Raw genomic sequence first — 16,577 nt, 5'->3', positions numbered from 1 at the left:
ACCATGTCGGCCTTGTTCAGGAACACGACGATGTAGGGGACGCCGACCTGACGTGCGAGCAGGATGTGCTCGCGGGTCTGCGGCATCGGGCCGTCAGCTGCGGAAACAACCAGGATCGCGCCGTCCATCTGCGCTGCACCGGTGATCATGTTCTTTACGTAGTCGGCGTGGCCCGGGCAGTCGACGTGAGCGTAGTGACGCTTGTCGGTCTCGTACTCGACGTGTGCGGTAGCGATGGTGATACCACGCTCACGCTCTTCCGGTGCGTTGTCGATCTGGTCGAACGCCTTGAACTCGGCCTGGCCTTTGCCGGCGAGCACCTTGGTGATAGCTGCGGTCAGGGTGGTCTTGCCGTGGTCGACGTGACCGATGGTCCCTATGTTCACATGCGGTTTAGTTCTTTCGAATTTAGCTTTAGCCATGAGGAATCCTCCCTGATGTATCTACTACAGCTGTTATGTGAATGTTTTTTCTAGAAGGGGATGGAGCCCACAACCGGATTTGAACCGGTGACCTCTTCCTTACCAAGGAAGTGCTCTGCCGACTGAGCTATGTGGGCGTATTCTGTTTTGGAGCGGGAAACGGGACTCGAACCCGCGACCCTCAGCTTGGAAGGCTGATGCTCTAGCCAACTGAGCTATTCCCGCCAATTCCCTGCTTTGAAGTTTTTTGACTCGACTCGCGACCCACTCAACCAGTACCAGCGACCCCAAGGATCTCCTGATTTGAGCAGATGCTCATCTCATCTGAAGTTTATATGGTGGAGGGAGGAGGATTCGAACCTCCGAAGTCGATGACGACAGATTTACAGTCTGTTCCCTTTGGCCGCTCGGGAATCCCTCCAGACAGAAGTGAGGCTATTAACTTTTCAATCTGGAGCTGACGATGGGACTCGAACCCGCAACCTGCTGATTACAAGTCAGCTGCTCTACCAATTGAGCTACGCCAGCTGATCCGCTACCATCCGCTACCAATTTCGCTGCGCGCCTTGTGTTGCGAAGCGAATCCCTGTTCTAAAGCAAAAGGGTCTCGGTGTCAACATCTTTTTTCCAGCGTGCGAAATATTTTTCAAAGGGCGACGTATACAACTGAAGCGTTCCATCGACTTGCCGCCGTGGCGGGCAAGAGTCCGACACTATAGCAACACTTCATTGTCAATGCAACCTGATTTTTCCATTATGGCGTCGCCTCAGCATTTTTCCACCCTTTACAGGCAAAGCTCCCCCCACCACCAACAGACACGGGTACAGTTCCCACTGTTTGCGGCAGTTACAGCGGCAATTTCCCGCAATTGTCATGGCTACAAATCACTTTTCCTGTGTCTGTACTCATCGATGCGGCACCGCTATAGTTGACTCACCTAAAGAAAAGGGAGGACGCTATGGAATGCTCGCTAGGCAAAGGGGAGCTGTTGAGTCTGACAGGTGGACCGCACGGTCTCACGCTGCGCTGTCTCACCGGAACCATCTGGCTCACCAAAGGAGACGGCAGGGATTATCTCGTGCGCCGGGGAAACAGCTTCGAACTGGCTAAGGGGGAATCGGCCTTGGCGGAAGCCCTCGAAACAGCGGAACTGCAGATGAAAGCAGCGGGCGTGATACAGGAAAGCAGGTCCGCGCTGGCCGCGCAACCGGCGGGACCTTTCCTGCCGCGACTTCTCTAGGGAAAATACTACAGGTGGACCGGTGCGTGGGCCTGCTCGCCGACCACGGTATGCCAGGTCCGCACCGTCCACTTGGCCACCAGTCCGTTCAGGACGTACGGGTCCGCCTTGGCGAAGGCCGCCGGTACTTCCGGGGAATCAGCCTTAAAGAGGAGGACGGCGCCATCGGCCGGATCGGTGAGCGCGCCGCCGAGAATCAACTCGCCACGCTGCGCGGACTCCCAGGCCATGGACAGGTGCTCCCCGCGAAACTCGCACCTGCGCTCCAGGTAATCCGGAGCAACTTCATACAGCAACAGATAATGCATCACTACCTCCTGTTGTTTTGCCCGAACAATTCGGCCGCAGCATCCTCCCGGCCGCACTCCTTCAATGCCGCCAGGCAGTTCTTTCTTTCCTCAGGCACGTGGTACAGAAGCAGCGACTTCTGCAGCCCCTTTTCCCGATCCGTCCGTGCCACGTAAACCTTCTCCCCGGTAAAGGGATCCACCCCCGTGTGATAGATGCAGGTGGACAGCGTCCCCGGGGTGGGCGTGAAATCCTGTACCTGCTCAACCCGCATGCCCCAACGCTTCAGCATCAGTGCGAGATCCACCATGTCCGACAGCGTGCAGCCGGGATGTCCGGAAATGAAGTACGGGACGATGAACTGCCTCTTACCTGCCTTGGCACTTTCCTTCTGGAAGGCGTCCCGGAAGCGATCGAAACAGTCGTGCCCGGGCTTGCGCATCACCGAGGTGACGCGATCGGTCAAATGTTCCGGTGCTACTTTCAAGAGGCCGCTCACGTGGTGCGAGACCAACTCGCGCAGGTAACGGGGCTGGCGCTCCATCAGGTCGTAACGCACCCCGGAGGAAACAGCGACGTTCTTCACGCCTGAAATCCGCCGCGCCTTGGCGAGAAGCCGGGAACTGCCGGCGTCGTCGGTAACGAGGTTCTTGCAGATCTTGGGAAAGAGGCAGCTGTCGCGGCGGCACTTGGCGCCCGCCTCCGCGTTGCCGCAGGAGAGCCCGAACATGTTGGCGGTCGGCCCGCCCAGGTCGCTCACGCTGCCGCGGAACCAGGGAAAAGCGGCCAGCCGCTCCAACTCCTGAAGCACGCTCTGTTCACTGCGGGACTGGATGGTTTTGCCCTGGTGATGGGTGATGGCGCAGAAAGCGCAGCCGCCGAAACAACCGCGGTGCGTGGTAATCGAGTTGCGGATCTGTTCGTAGGCCGGGATCGCTTCCTTGTAGCCCGGGTGCGGCGCCTTGACGAAGGGGAGCGCGTAGATCGCGTCCAGCGCCCGCTCGTCAAGCGGCCACGCCGGAGGGTTGCAGACCAGGTAACGCTGGGCGTGGCGCTGAATCACAGTCTTTGCGCAGCCGGGATTCTGCTCTCCCGACAGCAGGCGGAACGACTTGGCGTAGGCGGCCTTGTCCGCGGCCACCTCCTCGTAACTTGGAAGTTCGACCAGGTCGGCGTCCGGCTCCGGCGCCGTCGAAGATGGGTACGCCGTACCACGGATGTCGCGGATGGAGGCGAATGCCTCACCCTTTTGCAGCCTCTGCACCAGTTCCAGCAGCGGGCTTTCCCCCATGCCGTAGACCAGGAGATCTGCCTTCGCGTCGAAGAGCGCGGAGCGGCGCACCTTGTCTTCCCAGAAGTCGTAGTGGGCGAAGCGCCTGAGGCTCGCCTCAATGCCGCCGATCACCACCGGCACGTCGCGGTAGGCCTCCTTGAGGCGGGACGTGTAGATGATGGTGGCGCGGTTGGGGCGCGCACCGTGGCGGTTGCCGGGAGTGTAGGCGTCGTCGCGGCGCAGTTTCCTTGCCGGCGTGTAGTGCGCCACCATCGAATCCATGGCACCGGCCGCTACGGCAAAGAAGAGGCGCGGGCGTCCGAGAGCCATGAAAGGCTCCTTGCTGCGCCAGTCCGGCTGCGGGATGATGCCGACCCGGAGTCCCTTCGATTCCAGCAGCCGCGCCAGCAGCGGCACGCCGAAAGAGGGATGGTCCACGTAGGCGTCGCCGGAGACGAAGATGACGTCGAGTTCGTTCCAACCGCGAGCCTTTGCTTCGGAAAGAGAGATGGGGAGGAAACGGGAAGGAGACTGCTTGGGGCGTGCGTGTTTCATATAAACCTTAAAACCGTTGGCCACGGAGAAAATCTGAGGACATCTGAGAAAGTCAAAACCAAAAGGCTTCTGTCTTTGCTTCTCTCAGATTTTCTCCGAAGTTCTCCGTGGCTAATGGTTTTGACTTTACGGGAAGATCCCCAGGAAATCGAGGCCGAGGGTCTCGGGCAGCCCGCACATGAGGTTCATGTTCTGAACCGCCTGCCCGGAGGCGCCTTTCACCAGGTTGTCGATGGCGGAGACCACGATGATCCTGCCGGTCCTCTCGTCGACCACGACACCGATGTCGCAGAAGTTGGAGCCCCTGACGTGCGCCGTGGACGGGAGCACCCCCTCGGGCAGCACCCTGACGAACGGCTCGCCCTCGTAGAAAGCCTCATACAGGGTGACCAACTCGGCCGCTGTCACCTTCCCGGTCGGGACGCTGTAAATGGTGGAAAGGATGCCGCGGTCCATCGGGACCAGGTGCGGGGTGAAGGAGATGGTGAGCGGAGTGCCGGCCAGCAGCGCGAGTTCCTGCTCGATCTCGGGGATGTGACGATGCACGCCCCCCACGCCGTAGGCCTTGAAGCCTTCATTCACCTCGCAGTAGAGGTTGTCCACCTTGGCGCTGCGCCCGGCGCCGGAGGTCCCGGACTTGGCGTCCACGATGATGCTCTTCGGGTCGATCACCTTCCCCTTCAATAGCGGCGCCAGCCCGAGGATGACGCTGGTCGGGTAGCAGCCGGGGTTGGCGATCAGGTTCGCCTCGCGGATCTTGTCGCGACGCAGTTCGGGAAGGCCGTAGACCGCCTGGGGGAGCAGTTCCGGGGTCAGGTGCTTTTCGTACCACTTGCCGTAGACATCGGCGTCGTGCAGCCGGTAGTCGGCCGAGAGGTCGACCACGTCCTTGCCCATCTTGAGGAAGGTCGGCACGACCGCCATGGCCGCCTTGTGCGGCAGCGCGGTGAAGACCACGTCCACCTGCCCGGCGATGCCGACCGGCTCCAGGCTCTCCAGGATAAGGTCACACCTGCCGCGCAGGGTCGGGAACACGTCGCTCACCGGGCGCCCGGCGCTCTGCTCGGAAGTGACGCAGGTAACGGCGACCTCGGGGTGGGCATGGAGGATACGGATAAGTTCGACGCCGGTATAGCCGCTGGCTCCGACGATGGCAACCTTGATCATGAAAAGCCTCCCTTCTCACAACGAAAAAAATGGAAGCCTGATGTTAGCACAGCTCCCATACAGTTGACACGCAGAAACATTAAAACCATCAGCCACTGAAAACCTTGGAGAAAATCTGAGAGAAACAAAACCTTTTTATTTTTGGTTTTCTCAGATGTCCTCAGATTTTCTCCGTGGCCAATGGTTTCGCTTCTAAGGTTTTTGAAACAGCAAAAGGAGGAACCCTGACGGATTCCCCCTTTGCAATACTGAGACAGCAATTGTCCCCGGCAGCGGATTAACGCTTGGAGAACTGGAAGCTGGCGCGTGCCGCCTTCTTGCCGTACTTCTTTCTTTCCTTGATGCGCGAGTCGCGGGTGATGAACCCGGCCTTCTTCAGGGTGCCGCGCAGATCGGCATCGGCCTCGATGAGGGCCTTGGTGATACCATGCTTGATGGCGCCGGCCTGGCCGGAGTCGCCACCGCCCTTGACGGTGCAGAAGATGTCGAACTTGCCGACATTCTCGGTCAGCTCGAGGGGCTGCATGACCACCATTTTGGAGGTCTCGCGGCCGAAGTAGCTGTCAAGAGTCTTGGTATTTACAATGATCTCACCATTGCCCGGCTTGATCCAAACCCTGGCGATGGAAGACTTCCTTTTCCCGGTTGCGTAAAAGCTTGCTGCCATTTTCTATCTCCTGATGAACGAATTAAATGTTCAGATCTTTCGGATTCTGAGCCGCATGCGGATGAGCGCTGCCGCTGTAGATCTTCAGTTTCTTGATCATGTGGCGGGCAAGCTTGTTCTTGGGCAGCATGCCTTTCACGGCTTTCTTGATCAGATCTTCCGGCTTCTTATCGAGGAGCTTGCCGGCAGAGATCTCTTTCAGGCCGCCCGGGAAAGCAGAGTGGCTGTAGTAGGTCTTGTCGGAAAGCTTCTTGCCGGTGAGGGCGATCTTCTCAGCGTTCACGACGATGACGAAGTCGCCGGTGTCAACGCTCGGGGTAAAGGTCGGCTTGTTCTTGCCACGCAGCACGTTGGCGATCTCGGTCGCTACACGGCCGAGGACCTTATTATCCACATCAACCAGGTACCAATCCCTGGTCACTTCTTCTTTTTTGGCAACTTGCGTCTTCATTGAAACCTCACAGCTATCTGGAATTAGCACATTAACTTACAGAAGATTGAGAATTTAATCGATTCGTCCGTTCATGTCAAGACAAAAAACCGTGGCGAGAATTAACGCTCTATTAAAGAGCCATCATTCCCCGCTCTGCGCCGGGTAGAAAACCTGCATGAGACAGAGCCCTTGCGGCGGCACTGTCATTCCCGCGTTCTGCCGGTCGCCCCCTTTGAGCAGGCGCGCCACGTCGTCTGCGCTCAGCCTGCCCTGCCCCACCTCGATGAGCGTGCCGGTGATGATGCGCACCATGTTCTTCAGGAAACCGCTGCCGTTGATGTCGAGGTGCAGCAGGCGCCCCTCCTGCACCAACTCCATACTATAGATACGGCGCACGGTGGTCTTGGCGGCGCAGTTGGCGCCGCGAAAGGCGGCGAAGTCGTGCTCGCCGACGAAGAGCCTGCAGGCCGCGCGCATCGCCTCGATGTCGAGCTTTCCCTTGACGCGCCACGCCGTGTGGCGCACCAACGGCGAACGGAGGTCGTCGAGCAGCATGGTGTAGCGGTAGTGCTTTGCCTGCGCGTTGAAGCGCGCGTGGAAGTCGAGCGGCACCTCGGCGGCGTCGCGCACGGCGATGTCGCTGGGGAGCAGCGAGTTCAGCCCCTCGCGGAAGGCGCGCAGCGGCATGGTGCGCTCGGTCTTGAAGCAGGCCACCATGCCGCGGGCGTGCACCCCGGCGTCGGTGCGGCCGGAGGCGTGCAGGGTGGCATGCTCCCCGAGCATCTTGGCCAGTGCCTTTTCCATGACCTCCTGGATGGTCAGCCCGTTGGGCTGCACCTGCCAGCCGGCATAGGCGGTGCCGTCGTATTCTATGATCAGCTTGATGTTGCGCATAAACCTTTCTGTTGCCCAGACGGTGTCCAGTCCCCCCTCTCCCAGAGGGAGAGGGAGGATGGCTCTATTTCAAATACTTCTCCACCAGGATCTCGGCGATCTGCACAGCGTTGGTGGCGGCGCCTTTTCTGAGGTTGTCGGCGACGATCCAGAGGTTCAGGCCGTTCTTGATGGAGGCGTCCTCGCGGATACGCCCCACCAGGGTCAGGTCCTCGCCGGCGACGTCCATGGCCATCGGGTACTCGCCGTTGGCCGGGTTGTCCACCAGTTCCACGCCCGGCGCATCCTCCAGGAGTTCGCGCGCCTTGGCCACGGTGATCTTCTTCTCGGTCTCGATGTTGACCGACTCGGAGTGGCCGTAGAAGACGGGAACACGGACGCAGGTCGCGGTGGTGGCGATGTCCGCCTCCATGATCTTCCTGGTCTCGTTCACCATCTTCATCTCTTCCTTGGTGTAGCCGTTGTCACAGAAGGAATCGATCTGCGGCAGGCAGTTGAAGGCGATGCGGTGCGGGTAGACCTCGTTCTTGGGCGGACGGCCGTTCAGAAGCTCGCCGGTCTGGATGCGCAGTTCGTCGATCGCCTTGTTGCCGGTGCCGGAGACGGCCTGGTAGGTCGACACGACAATCCTCTTGATGGTGCCGAAGTCGTGCAGCGGCTTGAGCGCCACCACCATCTGGATGGTGGAGCAGTTCGGGTTGGCGATGATCCCCTTCTTGCGGTAGTCGGCGATGACGTGCGGGTTCACCTCCGGGACCACCAGCGGCACGTCCTTATCCATGCGCCAGGCGCTGGAGTTGTCGATGCAGACTGCCCCCGCCTTGGCCGCGGAAGGACAGAACTCTTCCGAGCGCGCGCCGCCCGCCGAGAAGAGGGCGATATCGATCCCCTCGAAGGAATCGTGCGTCAACTCCTCCACCGTCACCGGCTTGCCGTTGAACTCCAGCACCTGCCCTGCGCTCCTTGCGCTGGCGAGGAACTTGATGTTGCCCACCGGGAAGTTGCGCTCCTCGAGGCACTCGATCATCTGGGTCCCGACGGCGCCGGTTGCGCCCACTACTGCTACATTCCACGTCTTCTTCATGCTGTTACATCTCCTCAAGACAAAAACGGGAGCGCGCCCCCTGGCTGCCGGGGACGCGCTCCGCTTCTCGCTGCGTAAAATTCAGAAACTAAGTCAACGGCATCTCACACGGACCAACACGGAGAAGACGGAAAGAGCACGGATCTAAAGCCATGGGTTTTCCCAAAATGCTTTTGCCTTATCTGCCTGTTTGCCTTATCTGCCTTTATCCGTGCGTTCCCGTAAAATCCGTGTGCGACGCCTTTGACCTTGACCTTACCTCTCCTTCAGGATCTGCAGCATGCGGCGCAGCGGCTCGGCGGCGCCCCACAGCAGCTGATCGCCGCAGGTGAAGGCGGAGAGGTACTGCGGCCCCATCTTCATCTTCCGCACACGCCCCACCGGAACGGTGAGCGACCCGGAAACGGCTGCCGGGGTGAGCTGGGCGAGGGAGTCGGCCTTGTTGTTGGCAACGAACTTCACCCACTGGTTGTCGTTCTTGATCATCTCCTCGATCTCGCCGATCGGGATGTCCTTGGTCAGCTTCATGGTGATCGCCTGGCTGTGGCAGCGCATGGCGCCCACGCGGACGCAGATGCCGTCCACCGGGATCGGGTTGGCGGCGCCGAGGATCTTGTTGGTCTCGGCGTACCCTTTCCACTCCTCGCGGCTCTGGCCATCCTCGACCTCGCGGTCGATCCAGGGGAGCACGTTGCCGGCCAGCGGGAAACCGAACTCCTTGGTCGGCATCTCGCCGCTTCTCAGGGTGTCGGTGACCTTCTTGTCGATCTCGAGGATGGCCGAACCCGGGGTGGCCAGCTGCTGGGCCACGGAGCCGTGCAGCACGCCCATCTGGGAGAGCAGTTCACGCATGTTGGGTGCGCCGGCGCCGGAGGCCGCCTGGTAGGTCATGGAGGAAAGCCACTCGACCACGCCCGCCTTGAACAGGCCGCCCAGGCCCATGAGCATGAGGCTCACGGTGCAGTTGCCGCCGATGTAGTCCTTGATCCCCTTGGAGAGGGCCGCGTCGATGACGTTGCGGTTGATCGGGTCGAGGATGATGACCGCGTCGTCTTCCATGCGCAGGGTGCTCGCCGCGTCAATCCAGTAGCCGTTCCAGCCGGCCTTCTTCAGTTCGGGGCGGACCGCCTTGGTGTAATCCCCCCCCTGGCAGGTGATGATTACGTCCAGCTTCTTCAGCTCGTTGATGTCCGATGCATCCTTCAGCGTCCCCGCGTTCAGCGGTGCGGGCTGCCCCACCTGCGAAGTAGTGAAGAATACCGGCTCAACACCTGCGAAATCGTTCTCTTCCTGCATGCGCTGCATGAGAACCGAGCCAACCATGCCACGCCAACCGACCATACCGACTTTCATAGGCGACCTTCCTTTCTTGAAGTTTTTATGTTCACCGGCGGCTTCCCCGCCTCGAACTATGCGCGTCCTCGTTCCCAAGCTCCTGCTTGGGAACGCACATCAGGTGGAAGCTCCAGCTTCCGGTTTTGGCGAAGCGAAGCTTCGTCGGGGTGAACTTATAGGTTCCCAAGCTGGAGCTTGGGAACCAGTTATTCACCTGACTACAGGTTGGCGATGATGGCGTCGCCGATTTCCTTGGTGTTGACCAGCTTCTCGCCGGCCTTCTCCTGGTAGATGTCGCGGGTGCGGTAACCCTGGTCCAGCACCTTGGCGACGGCGTTGTCGATGGCGTCGGCCGCCTCGATCATGCCGAAGGAGTAGCGCAGCATCATCCCCGCGGAGAGGATCTGGGCGATCGGGTTGGCGATGCCCTGGCCCGCGATATCCGGGGCGCTGCCGCCGGAGGGCTCGTACATGCCAAAGGTCCCCTCGGCCAGCGACGCGGACGGGAGCATCCCCAAGGATCCGGTCAGCATGGCGGCCTCGTCGGAGAGGATGTCGCCGAACATGTTCTCGCACAGGATCACGTCGAACTGCTTGGGCCACCTTACCAGCTGCATGGCGGCGTTGTCCACATACATGTGGGACAGCTCGACGTCCGGGTACTCCTTGGCGATGTTGATCACGATCTCGCGCCAGAGCACCGAGGTGGAGAGGACGTTCGCCTTGTCGATGGAGCAGACCTTCTTGCCGCGCTTTTGGGCGGCCTGGAAGGCGACGTGCGCGATGCGCTCGATCTCGGGAACGCTGTAGCGCATGGTGTCCACGCCGACGCGGTCGCGGCCGGCCCCGTCGATCCCCTTGGGCTGGGAGAAGTAGATGCCGCCGGTCAACTCGCGGATGACCAGGATGTCGAAACCGCCGGCGATCACCTCTTCCTTCAGCGAGGAGGCGCTGGTCAGCGACGGGAAGATGATGGCGGGACGGAGGTTGGCGTAGAGACCGAAGATCTTCCTCAGCGGCAACAGGGCGCCGCGCTCGGGCTGCTCATCCGGGGGGAGGGTTTCCCACTTGGGTCCGCCCACCGAACCGAACAGGATGGCGTCGGCAGCCTTGCATATATTTACCGTAGTCTCCGGCAGGGCGCGTCCTTCCAGATCGATGCCCGCACCGCCTACGTTGGCGTGAGTGCGCTCGAATTTCACATCGTAACGTTTTTCGACCGCATCCAACACCTTGAGCGCTTCTGCCATAACCTCCGGGCCGATGCCGTCACCCGGCAGCACCGCCACTTTAAAAAGCTGTCCCATTGCACAACCTCCGATATGTATTAAATTAGCGATTCTATTTGCGAGACAGTGATATTGTCAACATAAAAAAGGCCGTCAAACATACGTTTAGCGCCCCAAACCATGACTATGAGTTAATGCGCCGCCGGCTGATCCAGTCCCGGCACGAAATGAAACCGTCACGCCGACTTTTATTAGAGAAAAATAAAACTTTCAGTTTATCTTCATGAGGTGTTGTGCTACATTCCTACCAACGAGTAAAGCTGATCCGGCTCCAGAAGCGCCGCCGCGTGCGCCGCCCCGTAGACAACCCTTAACGAGAAGCGGCGACTGGACAAATTCATTAGAGTAGGTATCATTCCTTGGCCAACGGAAAGACCAAATCGCGCAAAAGCGAGCGGCACCTGCGGATCCCGCAAAGGGGACAGGCACCTGCGGAGCCAGTCCCCTTTACCGACATGACCCAATCCACCGCGGGAACATCATATTTTCAGGAGAAAGAATGCTATCCATCGCTCGTCTGGCACGGTATGCCGCTGTGCTGTCCCTGCTCACCATGACCGCCTGCTCGACACACCGGGCCGGCAGGGCCGTGCTCGGCAACCCCGAAACCCCGTACCCCCAGCAGAAGGCTCCGGAGATCGGCGAGATCCTGCACCTCCCCACCGGCACGCTGGTAACGCCGCAGCAGATGTTCGACGTGGTGACGGACGCCCGCGTGGTCTACGTCGGCGAGACCCACGACAACCCCGCCGCGCACCGCCTGGAACTGGACACCCTGAAGGCGCTGGAGCAGCGCTACCCCGGCAAGGTCGCGCTGGGGATGGAAATGTTCGTGAGGTCGCAGCAGCCGGTCCTGGACCGCTGGGTGGCGGGCGAACTGGACGAGAAGGCCTTCCTCAAGGCTGCACGCTGGTACGACAACTGGAAGATGGATTTCGCCTACTACCGCGACCTGCTCCTCTATGCCAAGGAGAAGCGCATCCCGGTCGTCGCCCTCAACGCCGAGAAGGAACTGGTGCAGGCGGTGCGCAGCAAGCCGCTCGAAGAGCTCACGCCCGAGCAGAAGGCGCAGCTGCCGCAGATGGACCTCTCCGATCCCTACCAGCGCGCCCAGACGGAAAGCATCTTCTCCGGCCACAACAGCCACGGCAAGATGGCCATCGACGGCTTCATCCGGGCCCAGACGCTGTGGGACGAGACCATGGCGGAATCTGCGGTACGCTACCTGACCACCCCCGAGGGTAAGGAGCGCCGCCTGCTGGTGGTCGCCGGCGGCAACCACATCGGCTACGGTTTCGGCATCCCGCGCCGCGTCTTCCGCCGTCTCCCCACCTCCTACGCCACCATCGGCGGCCGGGAACTCGCGGTACAGCGCGCCGAAAAGCCGGTGACCATGGATGTGACACTTCCGGATTTCCCGATGGTCCCCTTCGACTTCCTGGTGAGCTACGCCTACGAGGGGCTCCCCAAACCGGGCGTGCTGCTCGGCGTCATGTTCGAGCCGGACCCGAAAGGGCGCGGCCTGGTGGTCAACACGGTGGTCCCGGACTCCAACGCCGCCCGGGCCGGGGTGCAGAAGGGAGACCTGCTGCTGGCCCTGGACAACGAGCCGTTGAAGGACAGCCTCGACCTGATCTACGGGGTGAAACAGAAGCACGTGGGGGACAAGTCCACGCTGAAGCTGGAGAGAAAGGGAGAGGTCATCGACCTCGAAGTAATATTCAAGATTGGAGAGGCGCCCAAACACGGCAAGCCCTGACACCGGCCGGGCAGGACCCGACCGCGATACCCGGAGGACTAAGACTGCATGTATGCCATGAGTAATGCCGGCAACACCATCGCCATGGTGCTCGCCGGCGGCAAAGGGGAGCGCCTGAGCCCCCTCACCATCAGAAGGGCCAAGCCGAGCGTCATGTTCGGCGGCAAGTACAAGATCATCGATTTCGTTTTGAGCAACCTGTTCAACTCCGGGATCAAGAAGGTCTACATCCTGACCCAGTACCGCGCGTACTCCCTCAACAAGCACATCAGGGAGTCGTGGGGCAAATGGACCGGCCTGGGCGAGTTCTTCGTCGCCATCTCGCCGGAGACCAGTTCGGAGAACGAGGATTGGTTCAAGGGGACAGCCGACGCCATCCTGCAGTACCTGCGCTTCGTGGAGTCCTCGGACGCGGACTACGTCGCCATCTTCGGCGGCGACCACATCTACAAGATGGACGTGAGCCAGATGATCGACTACCACCGCAGAAACCGCGCCGACCTGACCGTCGCGGCGCTGGAGGTGCCGGTCCAGGAGGCGAGCCGCTTCGGGGTCTTCTCGGTCGATGACGACTACAAGATCAGCGCCTTCACCGAAAAACCGAAAAACCCGGAAAGCATCCCCGGCCGTGACACCTGCTTCGCCTCCATGGGGAACTACATCTTCTCCACCAAAAAGCTGATCGAGGTGCTGCAGGAAGGGAAGAAGATGTACGAGGACCTCGACTTCGGCAAGCACGTCATCCCGATGATGCTGGAGAAAAAGGACAAGGTGTTCGCCTACAACTTCAACGACAACATCATCCCCGGCATGAAGGCGGAGGAAAAAGGCTACTGGAAGGACGTGGGGACCATCGAGAGCTACTACGAGGCCAACATGGACCTGATCCACGTCTCGCCGCAGCTTAACCTCTACAACTACAAGTGGCCCATCCTGACCAACCAGGGCAACCTCCCCCCTGCCAAGACCGTCTTCGACGAGGAAGGGCGCCGCGGTATGAACATCGATTCCTACGTCTGCGCCGGCTGCATCACCAGCGGGGCCACGGTGCGCCGCACCATCCTGGGCCCGCGCTGCAAGGTGAACAGCTACAGCGAGGTGGACGATTCCATCCTCTTCGAAAACGTCACCGTCGGACGCCACGTAAAGATCAAGCGCGCCATCATCGACAAGAACATCGTCATCCCCGACGGCACCCAGATCGGCTACGACCACGATGAGGACCGGGCCAAGGGGTACCGGGTCACCGAATCGGGGATCGTCGTGGTATCGATGGCGGAAGCCAAGTAAGGGGGCGGCCAAGAGCCGCCCATGAAAACGTAACGGCAGCAAAGACCCCGGCCACCGCAGCCAGACGCCCTGAAGGGCGGGAGCACACATGCGGGCAGCATCGAAGCGCAACCAAAGACGCGAGATCAACAAGATCGTCGGGGTCTATGCCCTGTTCGGCAGCGCCTGGATCTACCTCTCCGGCTACGCATTGATCTGGCTGGTCTCCGACCGCCACATCGCGGAGCAGATCGAGGTCTACAAGGGACTCATGTTCATCATGGTCACCTCGGCCCTGCTCTACCAGCTGATCTCGCGCTTTGCCGGGCGCCTGGCGGAGTCGGTAGACCGGCTGGAGCAGAGCGAGGCGCGCTTCCAGGCCATCTACCACAACGTCAACGACGCCCTCTTCATCCACGATGCCACCACCGGACAACTGGTGGACGTGAACCGGACCATGTGCGAGATGTACGGGTACACCCCGGAGGAGGCCCGGGACCTCACCGTGGAGGAGTTGAGCCTGGGAGAACCGCCTTACACGGAGGCGGACGCGCGGCATCTTTTGCAGCAGGCGGCGGCGGGTCCCCCGATGACGGTCAGGTGGCGCAGCAAGAAGAAGGACGGCTCGCTGTTTTGGTCCGAAATCAACCTGCGCCGGGCCGACATCGGCGGCAACGACCGCATCATCGTCATGGTGCGGGACATCACGGCGCGCCACGAGATCGAGGAAGCGCTGCAGCAAAACGAGGAGATCCTCAAGGTCCTCATGGAGGAGATGCCGGCAGGGGTCGGCTGGGCTGACGAGAGCGGCAGAATCCAGTATCTCAACAGCTACGTCAGCGACTGGCTGGGCTACGTTTCCGATGATCACCCCACCCTGGAACAGCTGATGGAGCGCGCCCTCCCGGACCCCACCTACCGGGACCGGGTCCTGGCGGTCTGGCACGACGAGCTCGCCAAGACCCTGGAGAGCGGCGTGCCGGTCACCCCGCAGGAGGCGAAGATCTCCTGTGTCGACGGCTCCTCGAAGCACATCATCCTGAACACCCGCCTGGTCCACCACCGCATCCTGTTCACCCTGACCGACATCACCAAGTGGGAAGCGATGCAAAGGGAGTTGCTGAAGGCCCAGAAGCTGGAATCCCTCGGCGTCCTCGCCGGCGGCATCGCCCACGACTTCAACAACATCCTCACCGGCATCCTGGGCAACCTCTCCTTCGCCGAACTGCTGCTCGACCCCGACCACCCAGCGCAGGGCCCGGTCAAGAACGCGGAGAAGGCGTCGCAGCGCGCCGCCGAACTGGCGCACCAGCTGCTCACCTTCTCCAAGGGGGGGCAGCCCATCAAGAAGGTGGTCCCGCTGGGGAGGCTTTTGCAGGAAGCTCTCTCCCTCTCCCTGCACGGCACCAAGGTGCAGACCAGGCTGGAACTCCAGGACGGGCTGCATGCCATCGAGGCGGACGAGGGGCAGATGAACCAGGCCTTCAGCAACGTCATCATCAACGCCTGCCAGGCGATGCCGGGCGGAGGAGTGCTGACGGTAATTGCGCAGAACGCCCCGCTCCCTGCCGGCAACGATCTCGGCCTTGCTCCCGGCGACTACGTAAAGATTTCCTTCATCGACCAGGGATGCGGCATCCCCTACGAAGACCAGAAGCTCATCTTCGATCCCTACTACAGCACCAAGCCCGGAGGGAGCGGACTGGGGCTCGCCTCCGTGCATTCCATCGTCATCAAGCATGGCGGGAGGGTCGAGGTGGCGTCCAAACCCGGCGCAGGAACCACCCTCACCTTCTACCTCCCCTCCGTGGGGGAAGTCGTGCCGGAAGAGGAGGCGCCGCAACCGGAACGCCCGGGGAAGCCGGGGGAAGGGACGGTACTGGTGATGGACGATGAAGAGGCGATCAGGACGCTGACGCGGGACATGCTGCAGTACCTGGGGTACCAGGTGGTGACCTGCGCCGACGGCGAGGAGGCGGTGCGGCTGTACCGGGAGGCGGCGCAGGCCGGGAAGCCTTTCGCGGTGGCCATCATGGACCTGACCATTCCTGCCGGCATGGGGGGCAAGGAGGCGGCGCAGCAGATCCTGGCGTTCGACCCCGCCGCCCGGCTCATCGTGTCGAGCGGCTATTCCAACGACCCGGTCATGGCGGAACATGCCGACTACGGTTTCTGCGCCGCCGTCATCAAGCCCTACCGCTGCGACGAGTTGCAACAGGCCTTGGAGAGGGTGCTCTCCAAACCTTGAATGCCGGCGCCGGCTACTCCGTTTCCCGCCCCCACAGCTCCTTCAATCTCCAGTTGCGGCCGCAGCCATCGTGGTAGCGCTGGTAGTGGTAGGGCTCCTTCTTGTAATACTGCCGGTGGTACTCCTCGGCCGGGTAGAACTCCGACGCCGGCAGGATCTCGGTGACCACCGCCGCCCCGACCCTGTTGCTGCGCTGGGCGTCCTCCCGGCTCTCCTCCGCTTCCCTTTTCTGTTGCTCATTGAGGTAGAAGACGGCGGTCTGGTACTGGCTGCCGTAGTCGCAGAACTGGCGGTTCTTGGTGGTGGGGTCGATGTTGCGCCAGAACACCCGCAGCAGTTCGCGGTAGCTCACACGGGCCGGGTCGAAGACTATCTGCACCGCCTCGACGTGGCCGGTCTCCCCCTCGCAGACCTCGCGGTAGCTCGGGTTGGGCGTGGTGCCGCCGGTATAGCCGGGGAGCACCGAGAGCACCCCCGGCATCTTGTCGAAGACCGGCTCCATGCACCAGAAGCACCCGCCGGCAAAGATGGCGGTTTCGGTGGGGGTGTCGGTGGGACTGTTTTCCATGGTTCCTCCCTTGGCGGAAGCGTCCGGCGGGCGTTGAGGGGGACAGGCACCTGGCGGAGCCAGTCCCCTTTGGCGGGCGTCCGAC

15 protein-coding genes and 4 tRNA genes are annotated in these 16,577 nt (G+C 61.3%); 4 read left to right on the top strand and 15 right to left on the bottom strand.

Annotated elements, in window-relative coordinates:
* The 5 genes from H7687_RS17705 to H7687_RS17685 form a co-directional block, all read right to left on the bottom strand.
* Window positions 1–422: GTP-binding protein (locus H7687_RS17705; RefSeq protein WP_183349868.1), on the bottom strand; the 422-nt coding region annotated here is incomplete at its 3' end.
* A gap of 61 nt (window positions 423–483) precedes the next feature.
* Window positions 484–559: transfer RNA gene (locus H7687_RS17700), tRNA-Thr, on the bottom strand.
* A gap of 11 nt (window positions 560–570) precedes the next feature.
* Window positions 571–647 (bottom strand) — tRNA-Gly (locus tag H7687_RS17695).
* Between the two features lie 111 nt (window positions 648–758).
* Window positions 759–843 (bottom strand) — tRNA-Tyr (locus H7687_RS17690).
* A 31-nt stretch (window positions 844–874) separates the two neighbouring features.
* Window positions 875–950, bottom strand: a tRNA-Thr gene (locus H7687_RS17685).
* Window positions 951–1,381: 431 nt separating this feature from the next.
* On the opposite strand from H7687_RS17685, the gene H7687_RS17680 reads away from it, so the two are divergent.
* Window positions 1,382–1,663 (top strand): DUF2917 domain-containing protein, encoded by a 282-nt coding sequence (locus tag H7687_RS17680; protein ID WP_183349866.1) that lies wholly within the window; start codon window positions 1,382–1,384, stop codon window positions 1,661–1,663.
* Between the two features lie 8 nt (window positions 1,664–1,671).
* Here the strand turns inward: H7687_RS17680 and H7687_RS17675 are convergent, their stop codons facing one another.
* From H7687_RS17675 to leuB, 9 genes are all read right to left on the bottom strand, one after another.
* Window positions 1,672–1,971 (bottom strand): YciI-like protein, encoded by a 300-nt coding sequence (locus H7687_RS17675; RefSeq protein WP_183349864.1) that lies wholly within the window; start codon window positions 1,969–1,971, stop codon window positions 1,672–1,674.
* A gap of 2 nt (window positions 1,972–1,973) precedes the next feature.
* Window positions 1,974–3,779: a YgiQ family radical SAM protein gene (locus tag H7687_RS17670; protein WP_183349862.1), complete on the bottom strand. Its 1,806-nt coding sequence runs from the start codon at window positions 3,777–3,779 to the stop codon at window positions 1,974–1,976.
* A gap of 126 nt (window positions 3,780–3,905) precedes the next feature.
* Window positions 3,906–4,946: an N-acetyl-gamma-glutamyl-phosphate reductase gene (gene argC, locus H7687_RS17665; protein ID WP_183349860.1), complete on the bottom strand. Its 1,041-nt coding sequence runs from the start codon at window positions 4,944–4,946 to the stop codon at window positions 3,906–3,908.
* Between the two features lie 277 nt (window positions 4,947–5,223).
* A complete protein-coding gene (gene rpsI, locus H7687_RS17660) occupies window positions 5,224–5,613 on the bottom strand; it encodes a 30S ribosomal protein S9 (protein WP_183349858.1) in 390 nt (129 codons plus the stop codon).
* A 22-nt stretch (window positions 5,614–5,635) separates the two neighbouring features.
* Window positions 5,636–6,064, bottom strand: a complete 429-nt coding sequence (gene rplM, locus H7687_RS17655; RefSeq protein ID WP_183349856.1) for a 50S ribosomal protein L13 — start codon at window positions 6,062–6,064, stop codon at window positions 5,636–5,638.
* Window positions 6,065–6,187: 123 nt separating this feature from the next.
* Entirely contained in the window at window positions 6,188–6,940 is a 753-nt protein-coding gene (gene truA / locus H7687_RS17650; RefSeq protein WP_183349854.1) for a tRNA pseudouridine(38-40) synthase TruA, read from the bottom strand.
* A 64-nt stretch (window positions 6,941–7,004) separates the two neighbouring features.
* Window positions 7,005–8,024: an aspartate-semialdehyde dehydrogenase gene (locus H7687_RS17645; protein ID WP_183349852.1), complete on the bottom strand. Its 1,020-nt coding sequence runs from the start codon at window positions 8,022–8,024 to the stop codon at window positions 7,005–7,007.
* A gap of 255 nt (window positions 8,025–8,279) precedes the next feature.
* On the bottom strand, window positions 8,280–9,377 hold the full coding sequence (gene asd / locus H7687_RS17640) for an aspartate-semialdehyde dehydrogenase (protein ID WP_183349850.1): 1,098 nt from the start codon (window positions 9,375–9,377) through the stop codon (window positions 8,280–8,282).
* Between the two features lie 200 nt (window positions 9,378–9,577).
* Window positions 9,578–10,666 carry a 3-isopropylmalate dehydrogenase gene (leuB, locus tag H7687_RS17635; RefSeq protein ID WP_183349848.1) on the bottom strand — a complete coding sequence of 363 codons (1,089 nt, stop codon included), beginning with the start codon at window positions 10,664–10,666 and terminating at the stop codon, window positions 9,578–9,580.
* 481 nt (window positions 10,667–11,147) lie between these two features.
* Here leuB and H7687_RS17630 point away from each other — a divergent pair, with 481 nt between their 5' ends.
* From H7687_RS17630 to H7687_RS17620, 3 genes are all read left to right on the top strand, one after another.
* On the top strand, window positions 11,148–12,407 hold the full coding sequence (locus H7687_RS17630; RefSeq protein ID WP_183349846.1) for a ChaN family lipoprotein: 1,260 nt from the start codon (window positions 11,148–11,150) through the stop codon (window positions 12,405–12,407).
* A gap of 48 nt (window positions 12,408–12,455) precedes the next feature.
* Window positions 12,456–13,697 (top strand): glucose-1-phosphate adenylyltransferase, encoded by a 1,242-nt coding sequence (glgC, locus tag H7687_RS17625; protein ID WP_183349844.1) that lies wholly within the window; start codon window positions 12,456–12,458, stop codon window positions 13,695–13,697.
* 88 nt (window positions 13,698–13,785) lie between these two features.
* Window positions 13,786–15,924: a hybrid sensor histidine kinase/response regulator gene (locus tag H7687_RS17620; protein ID WP_183349843.1), complete on the top strand. Its 2,139-nt coding sequence runs from the start codon at window positions 13,786–13,788 to the stop codon at window positions 15,922–15,924.
* 13 nt (window positions 15,925–15,937) lie between these two features.
* Here H7687_RS17620 and msrA read toward each other — a convergent pair whose 3' ends face one another.
* Window positions 15,938–16,492, bottom strand: coding sequence for a peptide-methionine (S)-S-oxide reductase MsrA (msrA, locus tag H7687_RS17615; RefSeq protein ID WP_183349841.1), 555 nt, complete (start codon window positions 16,490–16,492; stop codon window positions 15,938–15,940).
* Window positions 16,493–16,577: the final 85 nt, after the last annotated feature.

It is taken from the genome of Geomonas paludis, from assembly GCF_014193585.1.
Taxonomy (GTDB): domain Bacteria; phylum Desulfobacterota; class Desulfuromonadia; order Geobacterales; family Geobacteraceae; genus Geomonas; species Geomonas paludis.
The sequence above is the reverse complement of the archived record's forward strand: the minus strand, read 5'-3'. Positions and strand labels throughout refer to the sequence as shown.

Bases quoted from the DNA above. Each gene is read 5' to 3' on its own strand.
- glgC (WP_183349844.1), top strand. From the start codon at position 12,456: ATGTATGCCATGAGTAATGCCGGCAACACCATCGCCATGGTGCTCGCC.
- msrA (WP_183349841.1), bottom strand. From the start codon at position 16,492: ATGGAAAACAGTCCCACCGACACCCCCACCGAAACCGCCATCTTTGCC.
- argC (WP_183349860.1), bottom strand. From the start codon at position 4,946: ATGATCAAGGTTGCCATCGTCGGAGCCAGCGGCTATACCGGCGTCGAA.
- H7687_RS17680 (WP_183349866.1), top strand. From the start codon at position 1,382: ATGGAATGCTCGCTAGGCAAAGGGGAGCTGTTGAGTCTGACAGGTGGA.
- asd (WP_183349850.1), bottom strand. From the start codon at position 9,377: ATGAAAGTCGGTATGGTCGGTTGGCGTGGCATGGTTGGCTCGGTTCTC.
- H7687_RS17675 (WP_183349864.1), bottom strand. From the start codon at position 1,971: ATGCATTATCTGTTGCTGTATGAAGTTGCTCCGGATTACCTGGAGCGC.
- truA (WP_183349854.1), bottom strand. From the start codon at position 6,940: ATGCGCAACATCAAGCTGATCATAGAATACGACGGCACCGCCTATGCC.
- H7687_RS17630 (WP_183349846.1), top strand. From the start codon at position 11,148: ATGCTATCCATCGCTCGTCTGGCACGGTATGCCGCTGTGCTGTCCCTG.
- rpsI (WP_183349858.1), bottom strand. From the start codon at position 5,613: ATGGCAGCAAGCTTTTACGCAACCGGGAAAAGGAAGTCTTCCATCGCC.
- rplM (WP_183349856.1), bottom strand. From the start codon at position 6,064: ATGAAGACGCAAGTTGCCAAAAAAGAAGAAGTGACCAGGGATTGGTAC.
- H7687_RS17670 (WP_183349862.1), bottom strand. From the start codon at position 3,779: ATGAAACACGCACGCCCCAAGCAGTCTCCTTCCCGTTTCCTCCCCATC.
- leuB (WP_183349848.1), bottom strand. From the start codon at position 10,666: ATGGGACAGCTTTTTAAAGTGGCGGTGCTGCCGGGTGACGGCATCGGC.
- H7687_RS17645 (WP_183349852.1), bottom strand. From the start codon at position 8,024: ATGAAGAAGACGTGGAATGTAGCAGTAGTGGGCGCAACCGGCGCCGTC.
- H7687_RS17620 (WP_183349843.1), top strand. From the start codon at position 13,786: ATGCGGGCAGCATCGAAGCGCAACCAAAGACGCGAGATCAACAAGATC.